Origin of the sequence: Sphingobium olei, from assembly GCF_042678845.1 — a bacterium.
Taxonomy (GTDB): domain Bacteria; phylum Pseudomonadota; class Alphaproteobacteria; order Sphingomonadales; family Sphingomonadaceae; genus Sphingobium; species Sphingobium olei.
Genome location: NZ_JBHTLS010000111.1, coordinates 20,230 through 35,400 on the forward strand (window position 1 = coordinate 20,230; position 15,171 = coordinate 35,400).

At 64.8% G+C, this 15,171-nt stretch carries 18 protein-coding genes; 15 read left to right on the plus strand and 3 right to left on the minus strand.

Annotated features, from left to right (window positions below; all coding sequences use genetic code 11):
* The first annotated feature begins 101 nt into the window (after nucleotides 1–101).
* Complete coding sequence (locus ACFQ24_RS07715) at nucleotides 102–1,079, plus strand: DUF2493 domain-containing protein (protein WP_037448183.1); 978 nt, start codon at nucleotides 102–104, stop codon at nucleotides 1,077–1,079.
* Between the two features lie 189 nt (nucleotides 1,080–1,268).
* Entirely contained in the window at nucleotides 1,269–1,847 is a 579-nt protein-coding gene (locus ACFQ24_RS07720; protein ID WP_046408783.1) for a hypothetical protein, read from the plus strand.
* Between the two features lie 65 nt (nucleotides 1,848–1,912).
* On the opposite strand, the gene ACFQ24_RS07725 is transcribed toward ACFQ24_RS07720, so the two are convergent.
* Entirely contained in the window at nucleotides 1,913–2,083 is a 171-nt protein-coding gene (locus ACFQ24_RS07725) for a hypothetical protein (RefSeq protein WP_164521873.1), read from the minus strand.
* 421 nt (nucleotides 2,084–2,504) lie between these two features.
* Between ACFQ24_RS07725 and ACFQ24_RS07730 the strand changes: the two genes are divergently transcribed.
* Nucleotides 2,505–2,750 carry a hypothetical protein gene (locus ACFQ24_RS07730; RefSeq protein WP_380910245.1) on the plus strand — a complete coding sequence of 82 codons (246 nt, stop codon included), beginning with the start codon at nucleotides 2,505–2,507 and terminating at the stop codon, nucleotides 2,748–2,750.
* A gap of 333 nt (nucleotides 2,751–3,083) precedes the next feature.
* Complete coding sequence (locus ACFQ24_RS07735) at nucleotides 3,084–3,308, plus strand: hypothetical protein (protein ID WP_046408781.1); 225 nt, start codon at nucleotides 3,084–3,086, stop codon at nucleotides 3,306–3,308.
* Nucleotides 3,309–3,428: 120 nt separating this feature from the next.
* On the opposite strand, the gene ACFQ24_RS07740 is transcribed toward ACFQ24_RS07735, so the two are convergent.
* Nucleotides 3,429–3,647: a hypothetical protein gene (locus ACFQ24_RS07740; protein WP_010339735.1), complete on the minus strand. Its 219-nt coding sequence runs from the start codon at nucleotides 3,645–3,647 to the stop codon at nucleotides 3,429–3,431.
* Between the two features lie 627 nt (nucleotides 3,648–4,274).
* Between ACFQ24_RS07740 and ACFQ24_RS07745 the strand changes: the two genes are divergently transcribed.
* Genes ACFQ24_RS07745 through ACFQ24_RS07785 form a run of 9 tightly spaced genes read left to right on the plus strand, consistent with a single transcriptional unit; the run spans nucleotide 4,275 to nucleotide 12,225 of the window.
* Nucleotides 4,275–4,565, plus strand: a complete 291-nt coding sequence (locus tag ACFQ24_RS07745) for a hypothetical protein (RefSeq protein ID WP_010339736.1) — start codon at nucleotides 4,275–4,277, stop codon at nucleotides 4,563–4,565.
* Nucleotides 4,555–6,858, plus strand: coding sequence for a type IV secretion system DNA-binding domain-containing protein (locus tag ACFQ24_RS07750; protein WP_046408780.1), 2,304 nt, complete (start codon nucleotides 4,555–4,557; stop codon nucleotides 6,856–6,858). The genes ACFQ24_RS07745 and ACFQ24_RS07750 overlap by 11 nt, the downstream gene beginning before the upstream one ends.
* A gap of 3 nt (nucleotides 6,859–6,861) precedes the next feature.
* Nucleotides 6,862–9,912 carry a MobF family relaxase gene (gene mobF / locus ACFQ24_RS07755; protein WP_380910250.1) on the plus strand — a complete coding sequence of 1,017 codons (3,051 nt, stop codon included), beginning with the start codon at nucleotides 6,862–6,864 and terminating at the stop codon, nucleotides 9,910–9,912.
* 39 nt (nucleotides 9,913–9,951) lie between these two features.
* Nucleotides 9,952–10,152: a hypothetical protein gene (locus ACFQ24_RS07760; RefSeq protein WP_046408815.1), complete on the plus strand. Its 201-nt coding sequence runs from the start codon at nucleotides 9,952–9,954 to the stop codon at nucleotides 10,150–10,152.
* 59 nt (nucleotides 10,153–10,211) lie between these two features.
* On the plus strand, nucleotides 10,212–10,745 hold the full coding sequence (locus ACFQ24_RS07765; protein ID WP_046408778.1) for a DUF2726 domain-containing protein: 534 nt from the start codon (nucleotides 10,212–10,214) through the stop codon (nucleotides 10,743–10,745).
* Nucleotides 10,738–11,058 carry a hypothetical protein gene (locus ACFQ24_RS07770; RefSeq protein ID WP_046408777.1) on the plus strand — a complete coding sequence of 107 codons (321 nt, stop codon included), beginning with the start codon at nucleotides 10,738–10,740 and terminating at the stop codon, nucleotides 11,056–11,058. The genes ACFQ24_RS07765 and ACFQ24_RS07770 overlap by 8 nt, the downstream gene beginning before the upstream one ends.
* Complete coding sequence (locus ACFQ24_RS07775; protein ID WP_046408775.1) at nucleotides 11,058–11,561, plus strand: hypothetical protein; 504 nt, start codon at nucleotides 11,058–11,060, stop codon at nucleotides 11,559–11,561. Before ACFQ24_RS07770 ends, ACFQ24_RS07775 begins: the two co-directional genes overlap by 1 nt.
* Nucleotides 11,558–11,773, plus strand: coding sequence for a DUF5818 domain-containing protein (locus ACFQ24_RS07780; protein WP_126002492.1), 216 nt, complete (start codon nucleotides 11,558–11,560; stop codon nucleotides 11,771–11,773). The genes ACFQ24_RS07775 and ACFQ24_RS07780 overlap by 4 nt, the downstream gene beginning before the upstream one ends.
* Entirely contained in the window at nucleotides 11,767–12,225 is a 459-nt protein-coding gene (locus ACFQ24_RS07785) for a hypothetical protein (RefSeq protein WP_126002493.1), read from the plus strand. The genes ACFQ24_RS07780 and ACFQ24_RS07785 overlap by 7 nt, the downstream gene beginning before the upstream one ends.
* Before the next feature lie 47 nt (nucleotides 12,226–12,272).
* Here ACFQ24_RS07785 and ACFQ24_RS07790 read toward each other — a convergent pair whose 3' ends face one another.
* Nucleotides 12,273–12,692 (minus strand): hypothetical protein, encoded by a 420-nt coding sequence (locus ACFQ24_RS07790; RefSeq protein ID WP_126002494.1) that lies wholly within the window; start codon nucleotides 12,690–12,692, stop codon nucleotides 12,273–12,275.
* A gap of 171 nt (nucleotides 12,693–12,863) precedes the next feature.
* Here ACFQ24_RS07790 and ACFQ24_RS07795 point away from each other — a divergent pair, with 171 nt between their 5' ends.
* Together ACFQ24_RS07795 and ACFQ24_RS07800 are read left to right on the plus strand one after the other, a co-directional pair.
* A complete protein-coding gene (locus ACFQ24_RS07795) occupies nucleotides 12,864–14,474 on the plus strand; it encodes a hypothetical protein (RefSeq protein WP_046408812.1) in 1,611 nt (536 codons plus the stop codon).
* A 134-nt stretch (nucleotides 14,475–14,608) separates the two neighbouring features.
* A partial coding sequence (locus ACFQ24_RS07800) for a hypothetical protein (protein ID WP_380910254.1) occupies nucleotides 14,609–15,171 on the plus strand: 563 nt, incomplete at its 3' end.

The following is a 15,171-nucleotide window of genomic DNA, read 5'->3' on the forward strand; positions in this document are numbered from 1 at the left end:
CCGACTGGCGCCGGCTTCCCGGTTAACGTCCCTGACCGGCACGACCGCCGCACGTCGAATGAGAAGCCTCATCGAATGGATGAGATTCCAAGGAGGCTATCATGCAGACCAGTTTCACCAACTTCGCCGACCTCGCCAGCCACATTGCCGCCGCGCGCGAAAACGAGGACCTGACCCAGACCTACGAAGGCGCTTTCATCGAGCATAGCGAGATGGCCAAGCTCAGCATCGTCGAGGCGCCGGAAGCGCTGGACATGCCCGACCCCGAGCAAGTCCGGGCCGCCGTCGAGATGATGATGCAGACGATGTTCGATGTGCTGCGCGACACGCGCATGGAGGCCTTCGCGACCGATCTCGCCTGGGGTTTCGCGAACAGCTTCCACGTCGTGGCGAAGCGGATCGAGGGCCGGGAGGACGACGCGGCCAAGAAGCTCGGCGACCTCGCCCGCGCCTACGACCCCTCCGAGATCTACGCGACCGAACTGGAGGACACGCAGCTCCTGTGTCAGACGCTGCAAGGTTGCCGGGAAGCGATGGAATGCATGCGCGACCACGCCGCCGAAGTATATCGCGTCGAAACCGGCAAGCCCTTCTCGCCGGTCCGGGGAAGCAGGGTGTCGAGCGCGCTCAACGCATCGATGATCGACGCCCGCGACTATCTCGCCTCACGCGCCCGCGAGCGCCGCGAACAGTTCGCGCCCGAAGGACCTGTGGTGGCCTTCTCGGGCGGTCAGGTCTGGGAAGACGGCGACCTGCTCTGGAAGGGTCTCGACAGCATCAAGGCGCGCATCCCGGAGATGATCCTCGCGACGACCGCGCAGGCCAAGGGGTGCGATGCCGTGGCGCACGCATGGGCCGCCTCGCGCGGCGTAAAGGTAATCCAGTTCCGCCTCGATCGCAGCCAGGGCAACCGCGCCGCCTTCGTCCGCAACGACCGCATCCTCAACCTCAAGCCGGTCGAAGCGGTCATCTGCGAAGGCTCGGGCATCCAGCAGAATCTCGCCCAGAAGCTGCGGCAGGCGGGTGTTCCGCTGCACATCGTCCGCCTCACCCAGCAGCGGGGCCAACGCGCCGCCTGAGGCGCTTGTCCGAGAGGCTCCGGCGTAAGCCGGGGCCTCTCTTCCTTTCTTGCGTCGACAAGCGGCGCTCAGGGGCATCGAGCCCCTTCGCGCCGCGAGACTGAGCGCCTGCGCGCTCGCTCCGGCATCCCGTCGCTGGCGGAAAAGGAGAGGGGGAGGATCGGCTGCGGTTCAACAAGGGAGGACGAGATGTCCATCACGTTCCGTATCGCGACGGCGGCCGATGACCAGCCGGGTCCGCGAGCCACCATCAACGCCCGGCAACTCGCCGCCTTCCGGACTTTCCTTCGCGAGGAAAGCGCCCGCTGCAGAGCCGTTCTGCTCGACCCCGACGCGCCCGAGGACGAGTATCTTTCCTATCACTTCGAAGCACGCGTCTGCCCACTCGCGCTGGCCGCGATCGCGAGGATTTTCGACTTCGACGCGGACGTCATCAGCGTCGTCGAAGAGGCCCAGTTCCGATGCCGCCGGGTCAGCGTATGGCGGGACGAGGGGGCAGCAACGATCGCCATGCGGGTCGCTCTCACCTCCGATCGGGGCCTCGAACTCGATCTCGCCTCGGGCAACGCCGCTGTCCTGCTTGAGAGCCTCGGACTGGCGCCGGACAGCATCGGCGAAATACCCATAGATGCCGTCCGCGTGCGGCTTGCCAACCCGGCCGTCCGGCGCCGTGCGGAGGAGGAGGGGATCACCCCGTATCTTGATCGGCTCGACCAGCTCATCGGCCTGGCCGACGCCGACGACACTTCGCGGCTGGAATGGGCATAGCCTCCGCCCGTTCCCGCCGCCGAAGGAGGGCGCGTCACCTCGCATGGCGCGCCCTTTTTTGCCGCTCAGGCTTGCGCCGAATTGCCGGGCGCGGGCTTCAGGAGGGCATCGATCGCGCGTTGCAGATGAAGCGACGCCTCGTCCTCGCCGATCGCGCCGAGATACTCGCGCGCCTGACGCATCAGCGCCAAGGCGAGCGCCCGTGTCACGCCCGGATCCTTCTCGTTGAGGTCCATATCGCATTCCGGAGCGCGACCATCATCGGAGCAACTTGGGCGCTCTCGCCAAGCAACTCCCGCGCTGGGGCGCGGGAGCCGGGGCTGGTAACACGTCGAGACATGCGCCTACGCTTTTAGTGCCGAGGCACCTGGACATATGCGCAGGCACCCCGGCGTGAAACCACACCGAGTTGCCTTTCTCGACGGGATTACCAGTCCCGGCGCCACGGCCTTCGCAGCGCAGCGCGGGAACTAACACAGACCATCCGCGACACCAAGGCACAGCGGCCATGCCCTACTGCCACTGCGACGGGCACCCCTGATCAGCCCTTGGGCGGGGTCGCGCGCCCGGCTCCTCTTCTCTCCCTCCGCCAAAACGGCGGCGTCTCGAACGAAAGGGCGCTCGAGCGCTCAATCCCCTCGCACCTGGAGCGCAACCATGACCGTATCCGCAACCCACGCTGCCGTCGCCGCCATCGCATCGATCGACCGCGAAACGGCACGGCTGCGGCGCCTCCTCAACCACCGAGAAACCTTTCGCTCCGGAATCGATCGCGCCGCCCTCACGACCGCCGAAAACGCCCGGATCGCGGAGCGGGAAGCGGCCCTGTCGCTGGAGCTTCGGCTCCGCGAGATTGAAGGGGACGCGCTCCTCTGGAGGCTGTTCCATGACGGCATGGAATAGCGAAGGCTGCCAGACGCAGGCTCGCTCGCGTGACGCGCGGACCCGCCGGTCCGCACGCCGCTACGCCTCGGCCTGGTCCTCCGACCGAGAGGAAACATCTCTCACAGTCTTCCCATTCTGTCGGCCGGGCGAGGCCGCCTCAAGGACGGCGGGGCCCCACCATTTTCTCCGGCGGATCGAGCGCAGCGCTCCCCCCTCGACACCGGTGGCCGCCGAAGAAAATCGTGACCCCCACCGCCGCTGCGCGGTCGCCGGCAAGCCGGCGATCCTTGACCCGACCTCACCCGCCCGACGCGCCTTCCCCTGTCATTCAAGACAGACAGGAGCATAGCCATGCAGACGATCACCAACACCGCCGCCGCCCACAACAACGCCTACTTCGCAGCGGTCGCCAACGCGGAACGCCGGGCGCTTCACAGCTTCTTCGATCAACATGTCATCGAGGATGAAGAGCAGGGATATCTCGCCATCGACGAGGGCGATTACGGGAACCTCACACCGGCGATGATCGACCGGATCGTCTACACCGCGCCGGGCGGGATCCTCGACGAGTTCTGAGACCGACAAAAAGGGGAGGGGCGCGCGTCGCCTCTCCCTTTTTTTGCTGGGAGGAATACGGGCATAGGGGGCATCGAACCCCCTATGCCCGTGCCGCAGCGCTGCCGCGGCAGGCTGGGTTCAGGCTCTCAGCCGCTTTTCGACCTCGTCGATTCCGAGCGATTTTACCCGCTCGACGATCGCGGTCAGCCGCTTGATCTCAAGCTTCAGCAGGCCCGTTTTTTCCACCGCCGATATGGCCTGCTCGCGCTCTCGCTCTTCGAGCTTTCGGCGGCGTTCCTCCAATCGCTGTGCATCCGCTTCGAACGCTGCGCGCTCCTGTTCCAGTGTCTTTGCCATAGGTGCCTCTGTTCAAGGCTGATCGGGCTATGAACAGTTTGACCATAGCGGGAGAGCCTCCGCCCCGGAAGGAGAAGAATGGTGCGGGGGCGCATCGGGCTTCTCGCCCGATGACGGCTCTATTCGCTAGGGCTGCCGCACCCCGTTGGGGCCCGGCACCCCAACCTCACGGAGCCAAGGCATGCGCCTTGTCTCCGCCCATTCGGGTGACGATCCTCGCCTGACCAGGGCGCCCGCTGGCGGGACCGCAGCTTCGCGAGGGCCGATTCTCGCCGTTCCGCCTGCCGGCGGACCTCTGCCCAGCCGGACCCGGCTACGGGCCATTTCCAACGACCTCCGGACAGGTCCGGGACCATATAGCGGTCTCTTGGGATATGCGCACACCCTACGCACCTGAAGGTGCAGGATTCCCGTGTTCCCTCAATAGCTTAGGGCGACCGGAGAGCGTGCCACGGCGTGGGACGTTCGCGAGGGAGTCTGTTTATCCCAAGCCTTCAGTGACTTAGCCGTGCCACGTGGTGCCACGCGCTCTGTGTTCCCCATTTCTCTTTGCCGCCCACCGCGCGATCGGTTATATCTCCACACGCTTTCTCAGGTCCCCACCAGCCTCTCTGCTAGGAGGCTGGTTTGTCCTCGACGACACGGCACTGCACGGTCCGGCTCGACCGCCAGCAGTATGATCGCATTCTGGCCCTCGCGACGGACCAGGAATGCAAGCCCTCCGAGATCATCCGGGCGGCAGTCGATGCCTATCTCGGCACGGCGAGCGTCATCACGTCCAGCCACCGCCGATTGGCGCGGATCAGCGAGTTCATGCAGCTCGCGCTCGACGTCATCATCAGCGAGCAATATCCCGAATTCCGCGAGCGGATCATCGCCAATGCGGACAAGCGCCTGGAGCAATACCATGGCGCGTAAGGACATCCGCACCGATGGCCGCGCCATACCCCTGACCCATCATTCGGCGCGGGGCAAAGTCCATCGCAACGCCGGCAATTTCACGCGCGGAAGCCAGCTTCTCACCCACGAGATGCTGATGTGGTTCTCGGGCGCGAAGCTGCCCTTCATCCTGTGGTTCTTCGCCTTCCTCGCGGCCTGGTTCATCATCTTATCGCTCAAGCTCGACGAGCACGGCTTCCAGCTCGTCTGCATGAAGCTCTACGCGATGCTTTGGGACTGGGTCGGACTGGACCCTGCCAAGCGGGTCAACGTCACCCTCCCCAACGGCGAAATCCACCGCACGATCATGGCGGTCGTGCAGTATATGCCCGAGGTCCAGAGGGCCTGGAGTGTGGCCGTGCGGGGCCTGCTCGGCGCCATCCTCGTCTCCGTCTTTCTCACGATCCCGCTGACCATCTGGTTCGTCGATATTTCGCGGCGTCGGGGCCGGTCGATCCTGCAGGAGCGACACGAGCGGGGCGCCATGCTAGTCGAGCGCGAACTGCTTCTCGCGGAGGTGTCCCAACACAACCAGGCGGCGTTCGAAAAGGAAGCCCGGGAGTGCCTGCCCGACCTCTCGCCGCGGCAGGTGCTGCAACTGCCCTTTGCGGCGCGCAAGGCCGCCGGGATCCACCATCCCTACATACTCGCCGGCATCCCGTTCCCGCACCGGATGGAACAGTCGCACACGATGCTGGTCGGCACCACCGGGTCGGGCAAGACGACCGAGCTGCGCAGCCTCGTCAAGCAGATGCGCGAGCGTCAGGACAGCGCCGTCATCTTTGATCTCACCGGTGCCTATGTCGAGGCATTCTATGACCCCGAGCGCGATACGATCCTCAATCCGATGGACCGGCGCTGCCCGGCATGGTCGATCTTTTCGGACTGCTGCACCCACAGTGAGTTTACCGCCGCCGCTGCGGCCCTGATCCCGTCGGACGGCGGCTCCTCAGAACCGTTCTGGGCGCTCGCGGCGCGAACTCTCTTCATCGAAATGTGCGTCCGCCTGCAGGAGCGTGGTGAGACCACCAATCTCGCGCTGTCGGAACATCTGATGACGGCCGATCTAAAGCGCGTTCACCGCTACCTTCAGAACACCATCGCCGACCCTCTGACGGCCCCGGAAGCCGCCCGCATGGCGGAGTCGATCCGCGCCGTCTTCAACACGAACGCGCAGGTCCTCCGCTTCCTGCCAGACGAGGGTCCGCGCTTCTCGATCCGCGAATGGATCACGGGTGAGAAGAAGCCAGGCTCCATCCTTTTCATCACCTCAAATTACGTCGACATGCCGATGAACCGGGCGCTGCTGACGCTCTGGATGGACCTCGCCATCAACCGGCTCATGACCATGCCGCGCACGCGGTCGCTGCGCACCTGGTTCATGTTCGACGAGCTCGGCGCACTTCACCGGCTGCCAGCCATCGAGAATGGCCTTCAGACGGCCCGCGCCTTCGGCGGCGCAATGATCCTCGGCATCCACAGCTTCGAAAAGCTGGTCGAGGTATATGGCGAGCAGGGCGCCCGCAATCTCGCCTCGCTTGCCCGCTCCAAGCTCATCCTCGCGACCGCCGATCTCGACACCGCCGAGCAGTGCGCCCGCTATATCGGCAACCGCGAAGTCCGCCAGATGGATGAGGCCTACAGCTACGGCTACAACAACACGCGCGACGCCTCGACGCTGACTCCGCGCAAGCAGGTCGAACCGCTCGTGATCGCCGACGACATCACGAACCTGCCCTCGATGCATGGCTTCGTGAAGTTCCCCGACGGCTTCCCGGCCGCTCGGATCAAGCTCGTCTGGAAGGACTATCCCCAGGTCGCGGACGGCTTCCTGCCCCGCCCCGACATGAAGCCGGTGCGATCGAAGCGCGGAGAGGAAGTGTTCGACGGAGAAGGGGGTGGTGAAGCCGGTGGGCGTGATGGTGCCGGCCAGGTGATCCAGGAGGTGGTAGAGCCGGTCAACGTGGCGAAGGAAATGGCCGCGCGCATCCTGTCTGCCGAGGTCGATGCGGAGAAGGAATCGACCAGCAAGGCGGTTCACGAAAACAACGCCGACCGCGACGGACAGGCACCCCGTCAACATGCGGCCGACATCGCACAGACTGCGCGCGCGGCAGCAGAGCAGGAGGCAGCGCAGGCCCGAGAACGTGATGATCGAAAGGACGGTCGCAGCCATCACAGCGCGCCGCGGGTCGAGGATCAGACGATCGTCGAGCTACGCCAGGATTTCTCCGCCGGCCGCGAGCCTGACGGCATGGACATGGGGATCTAGCCAGTGCTCTCGGTCGCCTCCGTCCGTTCCGCCTCCGGCGCCGCCGGCTACTTCGCCAAGGACGACTATTACACCGTCGACGACAGCTCGGAGGTCAGTGCCTGGGGCGGCGAGGGCGCCTCCGACCTGGGCTTGTCCGGCGAGGTGGCGAAGGATGCCTTCGAAGGCATCCTGAACGGTATTCTGCCGAGCGGGGAGGGCGTGGCACAGGTCGAGAACCGGCGATCGGGCGTCGACCTCACCTTCTCGGCTCCGAAGTCGGTGTCGCTGCTCGCCTATGTCACCGGCGACAAGCGGATCCTCGGCGAGAACGGCGCCAACATGAAGGCGGTCGCGCGGGCGATGGCCTGGGTCGAGAAGAACCTCGCCGAAGGGCGCAAGGACGTGGAAGGGCGCAAGGTTCCGGTGCAGACCGGCAACCTCGTCTTCGCCTTGTTCCAGCATGACACGAGCCGCGCCCTCGATCCTCAGGCGCACGTCCACGCAGTAATCGCCAACCTGACCAAGATGCCCGACGGCAAATGGCAGGCGCTCCATGCCGACAAGATCTGGAGCAACAACACGGTGATCGGCTCGATCTACCACGCCTTCCTGCGCGAGGAGATGGAGAAGCTGGGCTACAGGCTAGAGCTCAAGGGCAAGCACGGGACGTTCGAGGTAGCCGGTGTCCCCAAGGCGGTGCTGGAGGCGTTCAGCCAGCGCCGCGAAGCCATTCTCGAGAAGGCGGCCGAGCTCGGCATTACCTCTCCCAAAGGGCGCGACAGCGTCACCACCAATACGCGCGATCCCAAGCTGAATGTTGAGGACCGCGACGGCCTCCGACGCGAGTGGATCGAGAAGGCGGCGGCCCTCGGCTTCGATGGCAAGGCCCTGCTCGAGGCGGCGCTTGCAAGATCCGAACAGCGCGAGCCGGGAAGCGCTCTCGAGCGCGGCTATCGCGCCGTCTCCGAGGCGCTTACGAACGCCTGGGAAAAGCTTGGCGACATCCTCAAGCCGCACGATCCTCTCGTCGATCGGGGCCTGGCTCGGGTGACCCACTCGCCGGCAGAAGCTCGTGCGCAGCTGGCTGTTGCGTCCGCCGTGCGCATGCTTTCCGAGCGTGAAGCCGCCTTCAACGTCAACCAGCTCGGCAAGACCGCTCTGGATCTCGGTCTGAAGGGCGTCACGGTCGACCATGTCGAGCGGCGGATCGCTCAGCTTGTGGAACGCGGCCAGCTGATCGCGGGCGAGGCGCGCGTGGGCGACACCCGGCCCCGCATGGTGACCACGCAGGAGGCCCTCAGGACCGAGGAGCGCATTCTCAAGGCGGTGGAGCAGGGGAAGGGCGCTTCCACTCCGATGATTGCGGCCAGCGAGGCTCCCGAGCGCTTGCAGGCACATGCGGATCGCGAGCTCAACGCCGGGCAGCTCGCCGCCGCCACACTGATTGTCTCTTCGGAGGACCGGACGGTGGTGGTGCAGGGCATAGCCGGCGCCGGCAAGTCGACCATGCTGCAGTCCGTCGCGCGGGTCGCCGAGGCGGAGGGGCGGGCCGTCACGGGCCTCGCCTTCCAGAACAAGATGGTGGCGGACCTCGCAGAGGGCGCCGGAATCAAGTCCCAGACCATCGCCTCCTTCATTCTTGCCAACGAGCGGCACGTCACGAACCGGCAGGGCGACGCCTATGAGCAGGCGCGGGCCGTGTTCGGCGGCCAGATGCTCGTCGTCGACGAGACCTCGATGGTGTCGAGCGACGACATGCTGAAGCTCCATCAAATCTCGGCCGCGCTGGGCGTCGACAAACTCGTTCTCGTTGGCGACCGGCAGCAGCTCTCCTCGATCGATGCCGGAAAGTCGTTCGCGCTCATCCAGGCCGGCGGGGGAACCATGGCGCGCATGGACGAGAACATCCGCCAGCGCACCGATCAGCTGCGCACCGTCGCGGCCCTGGCCAATGTCGGCGAAGCGGGCAAGGCCATGAAGGTGCTTGGCGACAGCGTCATCGAGCACAATAGCCCGGCCTTGCACGCAGCCGAAATGTGGCTCGGACTCTCGAGCGCCGATCGGGAGTCGACGGCGGTGTTCGCGTCGGGCCGCGCCTCGCGCGCGATCATCAATCAACGCATTCAGGACGGGCTTGCGGCCGAGAAGACCGTGCGCGGCGAGGGGATTCACCTCACCGTCTACGAGCGGGTGAATACCACGCGCGAGGAGTTGCGGTACGCATCCACCTACCGGCCCGGACAAACCCTCGAGGTAGGCAGGGGAGGCGGTCAGGACGTCGGCCTCGCCGCCGGCCGCTACGACGTCGACAAGGTCCACCCCAACGGCAAGGTCGATCTTCTCGACGGTCGCCGGCGCATCCGGTTCGACCCACAGAAACTCTCGCCAACCGAGAAGCGCGACCGCCTTCAGCTCAGCGAGAAGAAAGATCTTCATCTGCGCGAAGGCGATCGCATTCGCTGGACCGCCAACGACAAGGGGAGGGGGCTCCACAACGCCGCCCTCGCACGCGTCCTCACCATCGATGCGAGCGGCGTCACCGTCGAAACCGCGAGCAAGGAGCGGCTGACGCTCGACCTGGGCGATCCGATGCTGTCGCGGCTCGACCTCGCTTACTCGCTGAACATGCACATGGCGCAGGGCATCACCACCGACAAGGCGATCACCGTCATGTCGAGCCAGGAGCGCAACCTGTCCAACCAGCGCCTGTTCAACGTCGGCGTCACCCGCGTTCGCGACGAAATGACGATGGTGGTGGACGATAAAGCGAAGCTCGAGCGCCAGCTCGACAACAACCCCGGAAACAAGACCTCGGCGCTCGAAACGGTGGGTCGGCTCGACGTCGACCGGGAACGCGGCACGGGCACCAGCCCGCGCGAAAAATTCGATCCCGACCCTGTCGATCTGTCGGACTTGCCGCCTTTGCCAGGCGACCCGCCGCTTCCGACTGCCGGGAAGGGCCAGGCTGCGTCTGCACCGGGCGATCCCCTCAAATCACCGCCCGAGCTCAAGCCCGACCGCAGCGACGTGCTGCCGCCGCTGCCGGAACGCAGCCTGGGGCTCGATCTGTGACGACCGACCGGCCGGACCGCCGGATTGAAGGAGACGACGATGAGTGGATGGGATTTCGACGACGTCGGCAAGTTCGGCAGCGACAAGGCAGCCGAGGACTTCGCCAAGCGCAACAATGTGGATCCCCGCGACATCCGAACCCGCGACAAGGGCGATGGCGTTGAACTGGAGATCCGGCGCTCCAGTCTGGACCGGCGTGGGCTCAAGGACAGCGGCGAGGGGCGCCGCGACGGCTGGTAACCGGCAGACCGGCGCGGCCCCGGTTGTTGGCCGCGCCTTCCATTCCGAGGGGTGACGCAATGACACAACTGTTCGGATCGCCAATCGCGACCGTATTTCTTATCGTCTGCGCGGTCATTATACTTGCGCTGGTGAAAAGCGCGGCGGCACCGAGTGGACCGCCCGCGCCGGTGGCCAAGCGCTTTCTTACCGACCGCGAGCTGGCCATGCTCGCGGCGATCGAGCGCGCCCTGCCCGCACACCGCATCCACGCGCAGGTGGCAATGGGGGCTCTCCTGCAGGTTCCACGTCGGCTCGGGCGCAAGGTGTCCCCCGCTGATCGAAACAGCTTCTCGCAGAAGATCATCGACTTCGTAGTGCAGGACCGGGAGACTGGAACGATCGTCGCCTTGATCGAGGTCGACGACTATACCCATAACGCCGCGACCGACGCAAAGCGTGATGCGATGACATCGCGCGCTGGCTACACGACGATCCGCATCGCGGCAAAGACCAAGCCGACGCTGGCGAATGTCCGTGAGGCGCTCGCACCGTTGCTTCATTCGGATCGATCTGCGGGCGCGATCGCGGATCGGGGGGCGAACCATGCTTGAGACCCAGATCATACTGGCGATCTACGCCGCATCGCCGCTGTACCTCAGGGGTGATCTCGCCACCCCGGCATGGGTGCGCCTACCGAGCATTCTAAAGCTTCCTGCCGGCCTTCGGCGGGACGTCCGCATCGGGACTATCGCCGGCCTCGCCCTCCTCGTCTGGGTGGAACTGGCCAGTCACTCGTCGGCGCTCGGAAGGGCCGAGTGCGCGGCGTGGTTGGCGGTGCTTGTCGAGTGCCCCGCCTTTCTGAAGATCGCGATGCACCGCGACCAAGGCGTCTACTATCAATCCAGCGTCGAAGGGGCTGCGTAGTGGCGATCGACGACCGCGACTATACGCGCGAGCGGTATCGCCAGCGGCAGAAGGTTGATCCCGGCAAGCTCCGCTGGGGCTTCGGCAAGGCAGCGAGGGACGCAAACGCGCCGAAGACGAAGTCAACGCCGCTTGGCAGCGCTTCGTTGAATCGACGGAAAATCTCGCGACGACTTCACGCCGCCATGGTCCAGCGCTGGCAACCGCGGCCACCACTCGGGGGGAGAACGGAACCCGTAATGGAACAGTGCGACCTCTTCGGCGAACCGCCGCCTCAATCCCAAGCGGAAGAAGTGACCAAGGTGCCCCTCTCCCCGCTCGCCGCGCCCTGCGCTTTCAGGAACCGATCGAACAAATCCTGCCAACGCCTCGCTCGCGATCCGATCAGGCTGGACGGGCGCACGCTGCACTATCACGGCCGGCTTCTCCTCCACTGTCCCTTGGTATGCTTCAATGGCGCCTCGGCCGAGGAAACCCGGGTCTATGCCGAGGCAGCAGAATGACGGCCAGCAGCCCTGTCCGGTTAACCGGCGTGGTGGACATGACGCCACGTGGGCTGATGCTGATCGAGGGAGACGGGATGCGCTGGCGGCTCGTTGGGGACGTGATCGCCGGACACCTGATCGGTAAGTCGGTCACCGTCGAGGGAATGATCATCGGGGCGGCCATCACGGCCTATTATCTGGCACCGGCGCCGGAGACTTCGCCATGCTGATCCGGGCGACCGCATTCCCATACCGTCGACCGGGGTGCCCGCATTGCGGCCATCTGATCAATCACTGGCCGCGCGACAGCAATCTCGAGAGCTGCCAGCTCTGCCTGCGCCCGATGATCCTCCTTCGACGGCCTACGGACTGGAACGGGCCGAAGCGGCTGCGCGGGCTGCTCGACATCGGATTTGCACTGTACGGCCTGCTCACGATCGGGCTCGTTGCGGTCTTCATCGTCACCGGGCTGTCACCTCACGGCTTTGCCAAGGCAATCTCGGTTCTGCTCTTCATCATCGGCACCGTATTGGCGACCGACGGCGTGCTCGGGCTCCGCTCCGGAATGGACAGGACGGGCAAGCGGCTTCGCGTGGGGCGATCGGCACGCGTCGTTGCCGGCGGGAAGCTCGCTGCGGGCGCGGCGGCGATCCTGCTTTTGTGCATCGGTCTCACCCTCTGAGTAAGGTGGTGCACGAGAGCTTGCGGCGCTTTGCACCAAAGTGGATGTTATCCGCCCGCGCTCAAAGCGGCGGCATCATCCATGACCGTGTCCGGATCGCCGAAGCGATAGGACGCCAATTCTTCGCAATCGCTCCTGCTGAGAGGACTCTTGCTGTAGGTGCCTCGAGCCCAGCTGCTTGTTGTGGTGTGCCTTTCCCCTAACCGCAGCATCTCGTCGTGCGGTGCGACGTACCAGACACCGCGGTCGGGGAACGCGATCCAGATGTCTCGGCCGATATATTTCTTATCGATGGTCCACCGGCCTTTGAGCTGCACCAGCTTGGTATCGCCAGTCGCCTCGTTCAACAGGATCAGGTCGATGCCATTGTCATAGACCGGCAGATAGGCGTTGTAGCCTTGATTGAGTGCGACGGTGACGAGCGCATTGCGGTTCACCACTTCGACAGCATCGCTGGTTAGCTTCATCATCCCTCCTGATACCGTTCGCCCACATGGTCCCGTGCTTTGTGGCAGCTATAACCAAGCCGATACCGGCGACTTCTGCGACGGCGCCTGCTGCACGGTAGAATATCGCAAAAAGCTGATTCAAGGTCTCTGCAATCAGGGGTAGTCATGCTCCGCTACCCGGGGGTGCCTATGCCGATCGTACAGAGATATTTTGAGTTGCGTGATGTGCTGCCGCTGCAAGGGCGGCCATGGATACCGCTCCGCCACGATGCCGATGTCGTGATCGACCCACCTGAGGCCGGTATCGTCGAGCTGCGGGAATATACGGGCATCGCCACTGCCGCGATCTTCGACACCCATCGATCAGAGGGCGACAAGGTCGTCTGGAGCGACTTGGGGGTCGGCGCACACCGGGGCGGCATGGAACCGTGGGGCTATCGCGCTTCCGACCTGTTCTATGGCAGGTCCACTCAGCCGATCGGTTCCAATCTCGTGATCGACCAGTATCTCGAGGACGAACACCTTCACATCTGGCACCTGCATCCCGACCTGGTCGTGGCCCTCCGCCTTCTACGTGAAGGTGATTGCTGGTTTCGACCGGAGGAGGGCTGGGCCGAGGTCGCGCGATTGAAACGAGATGCTGAGGACCGCCCGATCCTGCTTGAGATTAGGCCGGAGTTCCTTGGTGACTACCTCAGCGCCCGCGGCATGGCCCTGTATTGTTCGAGCTATCACCAGCGGACCGCCACCACCATCGACAAGCCTGTCTACAGCTGGCCAGGCGACGCTTTCGCCGAAGTCAGGGGCAGGGACGAGCGGGAGGGTCGAACCGGACCGGGGCGCTGGCCGACCCCCAGTGATCAGTACCGCACGATGGGCGCCATGTGGCGAACGGAATGGGTCCAGCCAAGCGGGCTGAGTACACGCATCCGGGGCGACAAGGATCCCCATACCACGAGCTTCATACTGGAGAGTGACGGCACCCGCAGGTCGGGCGATGGTCTGGCTGGGGTGTCGACATGGTTATATTTCGATCCCACCGTCGTCTCCACCTTGATGCGCCATCGCGGCGCGAGCCTGCATTGGTACAGCGCGGAAACCGGAGGCCTGGGCGCCAGCACCGGTGTCCACTTCGGGGTCAACCGGCTCGGCCTGATCACGGTCTTCGCAAAAGACATCGGAGCACTCGATCCTTGGGAGCAGCGGCTGTGGAGCGCTCATAACGTAACGCCCGACGGCGGCGTGGCAGAGGAGTTGTTCGCCGCTCAGATGGATGTGACACCGGCCAGTACGATCGCACCAGAATCGCAGCTGGCCGCGGCGCTTGCGGAGATCGACGCGGCTTTCAGCGGCAAATATGGCGTCCCGCTCCTCCGCGACGACCAGGCCGTGCCTCGGCTGTTGCGCCGCGCGCACCGCTTCCAGGCGGCTGAAGCAGACGGTTTGCTGGAGCTAGCCAAGGAGGTCACTCGCCTTTTCATGGAGCGGGTCGACGTCGATGCCGTCCTTGCGCCTCTCAACCTGCCCAAACCCAAGGATGGTCGGAAGCCGGGTTCGAATAAGGCGCTGGAGAAACTCCTCGGCAGTCTAATCCCTGGGAACGACGCGAGCACGATGATGGCGCCGCTCTTCGGGATCTACGATCTTCGGCTCGCCGACGCACATCTTGGTTCGAGCAACATCGCCAGCGGCAAGGAGCGGGCAGGGGTCGATGATACCGCGCCAGCAGCGATGCAAGGCCGTCAGCTGCTGGATACCTTCGTGGCTACGCTTCGCCAGATATCGGCGGCGATCGCCTAATCGGGAAGCATATCGACGATGGTCACTTCAGCAATTTTCGATCGCTCGACCCGGAAACGGCCGATCTTGCACACGAGCTGATCGATAACGCTGACCGGCAACGCTCAGCCTTCATGTCATTTATGAGCCTTTGGATGGGCTTCAACGGCTGGATGGAATCGGTGACCGGCGCGGACCATGACGCGGCCATGATCACCGCGATTGCCGAAAACCGGCGGGCTACCGATGCCTATGAAGAGCTGATGCAGGATGACGATTTTCAACGACGCGTGATGGCCTTCTCGCAATTATGGCCGGTGCTCAACGTCCGGGACGTGCGGCAGAAGCTCGGTCGTGATGCCTTCTGGGCGCAGGACCGCGACGAGCTTTTCGACCGCCGTCGACGCGTGGGCGTCCGGATGCAACCAGTGGGCTGGACAGACGGAGATGTTCCAACCTGGCCGCAGCTCTTACGGACCATATATTGCGTTCGCTGCAACCTGTTTCACGGTGCGAAATCGCCCCAGCACGGTCGCGATCGTGACTTGGTGCGGCGATCCGGTCGTATCCTGCGGATGTTCATCGAGCGTGGTCTGTCAATCGGCGTCCAAACGGGACCCCCGATCGGCGCGCAAAAGGGACCCCCTTTCGAGTATGGCACGACGGTCGAGGAACGCTCCTTGCGCTGCGCGTGGCGTAGGGAGGGCGGAGCCCGACC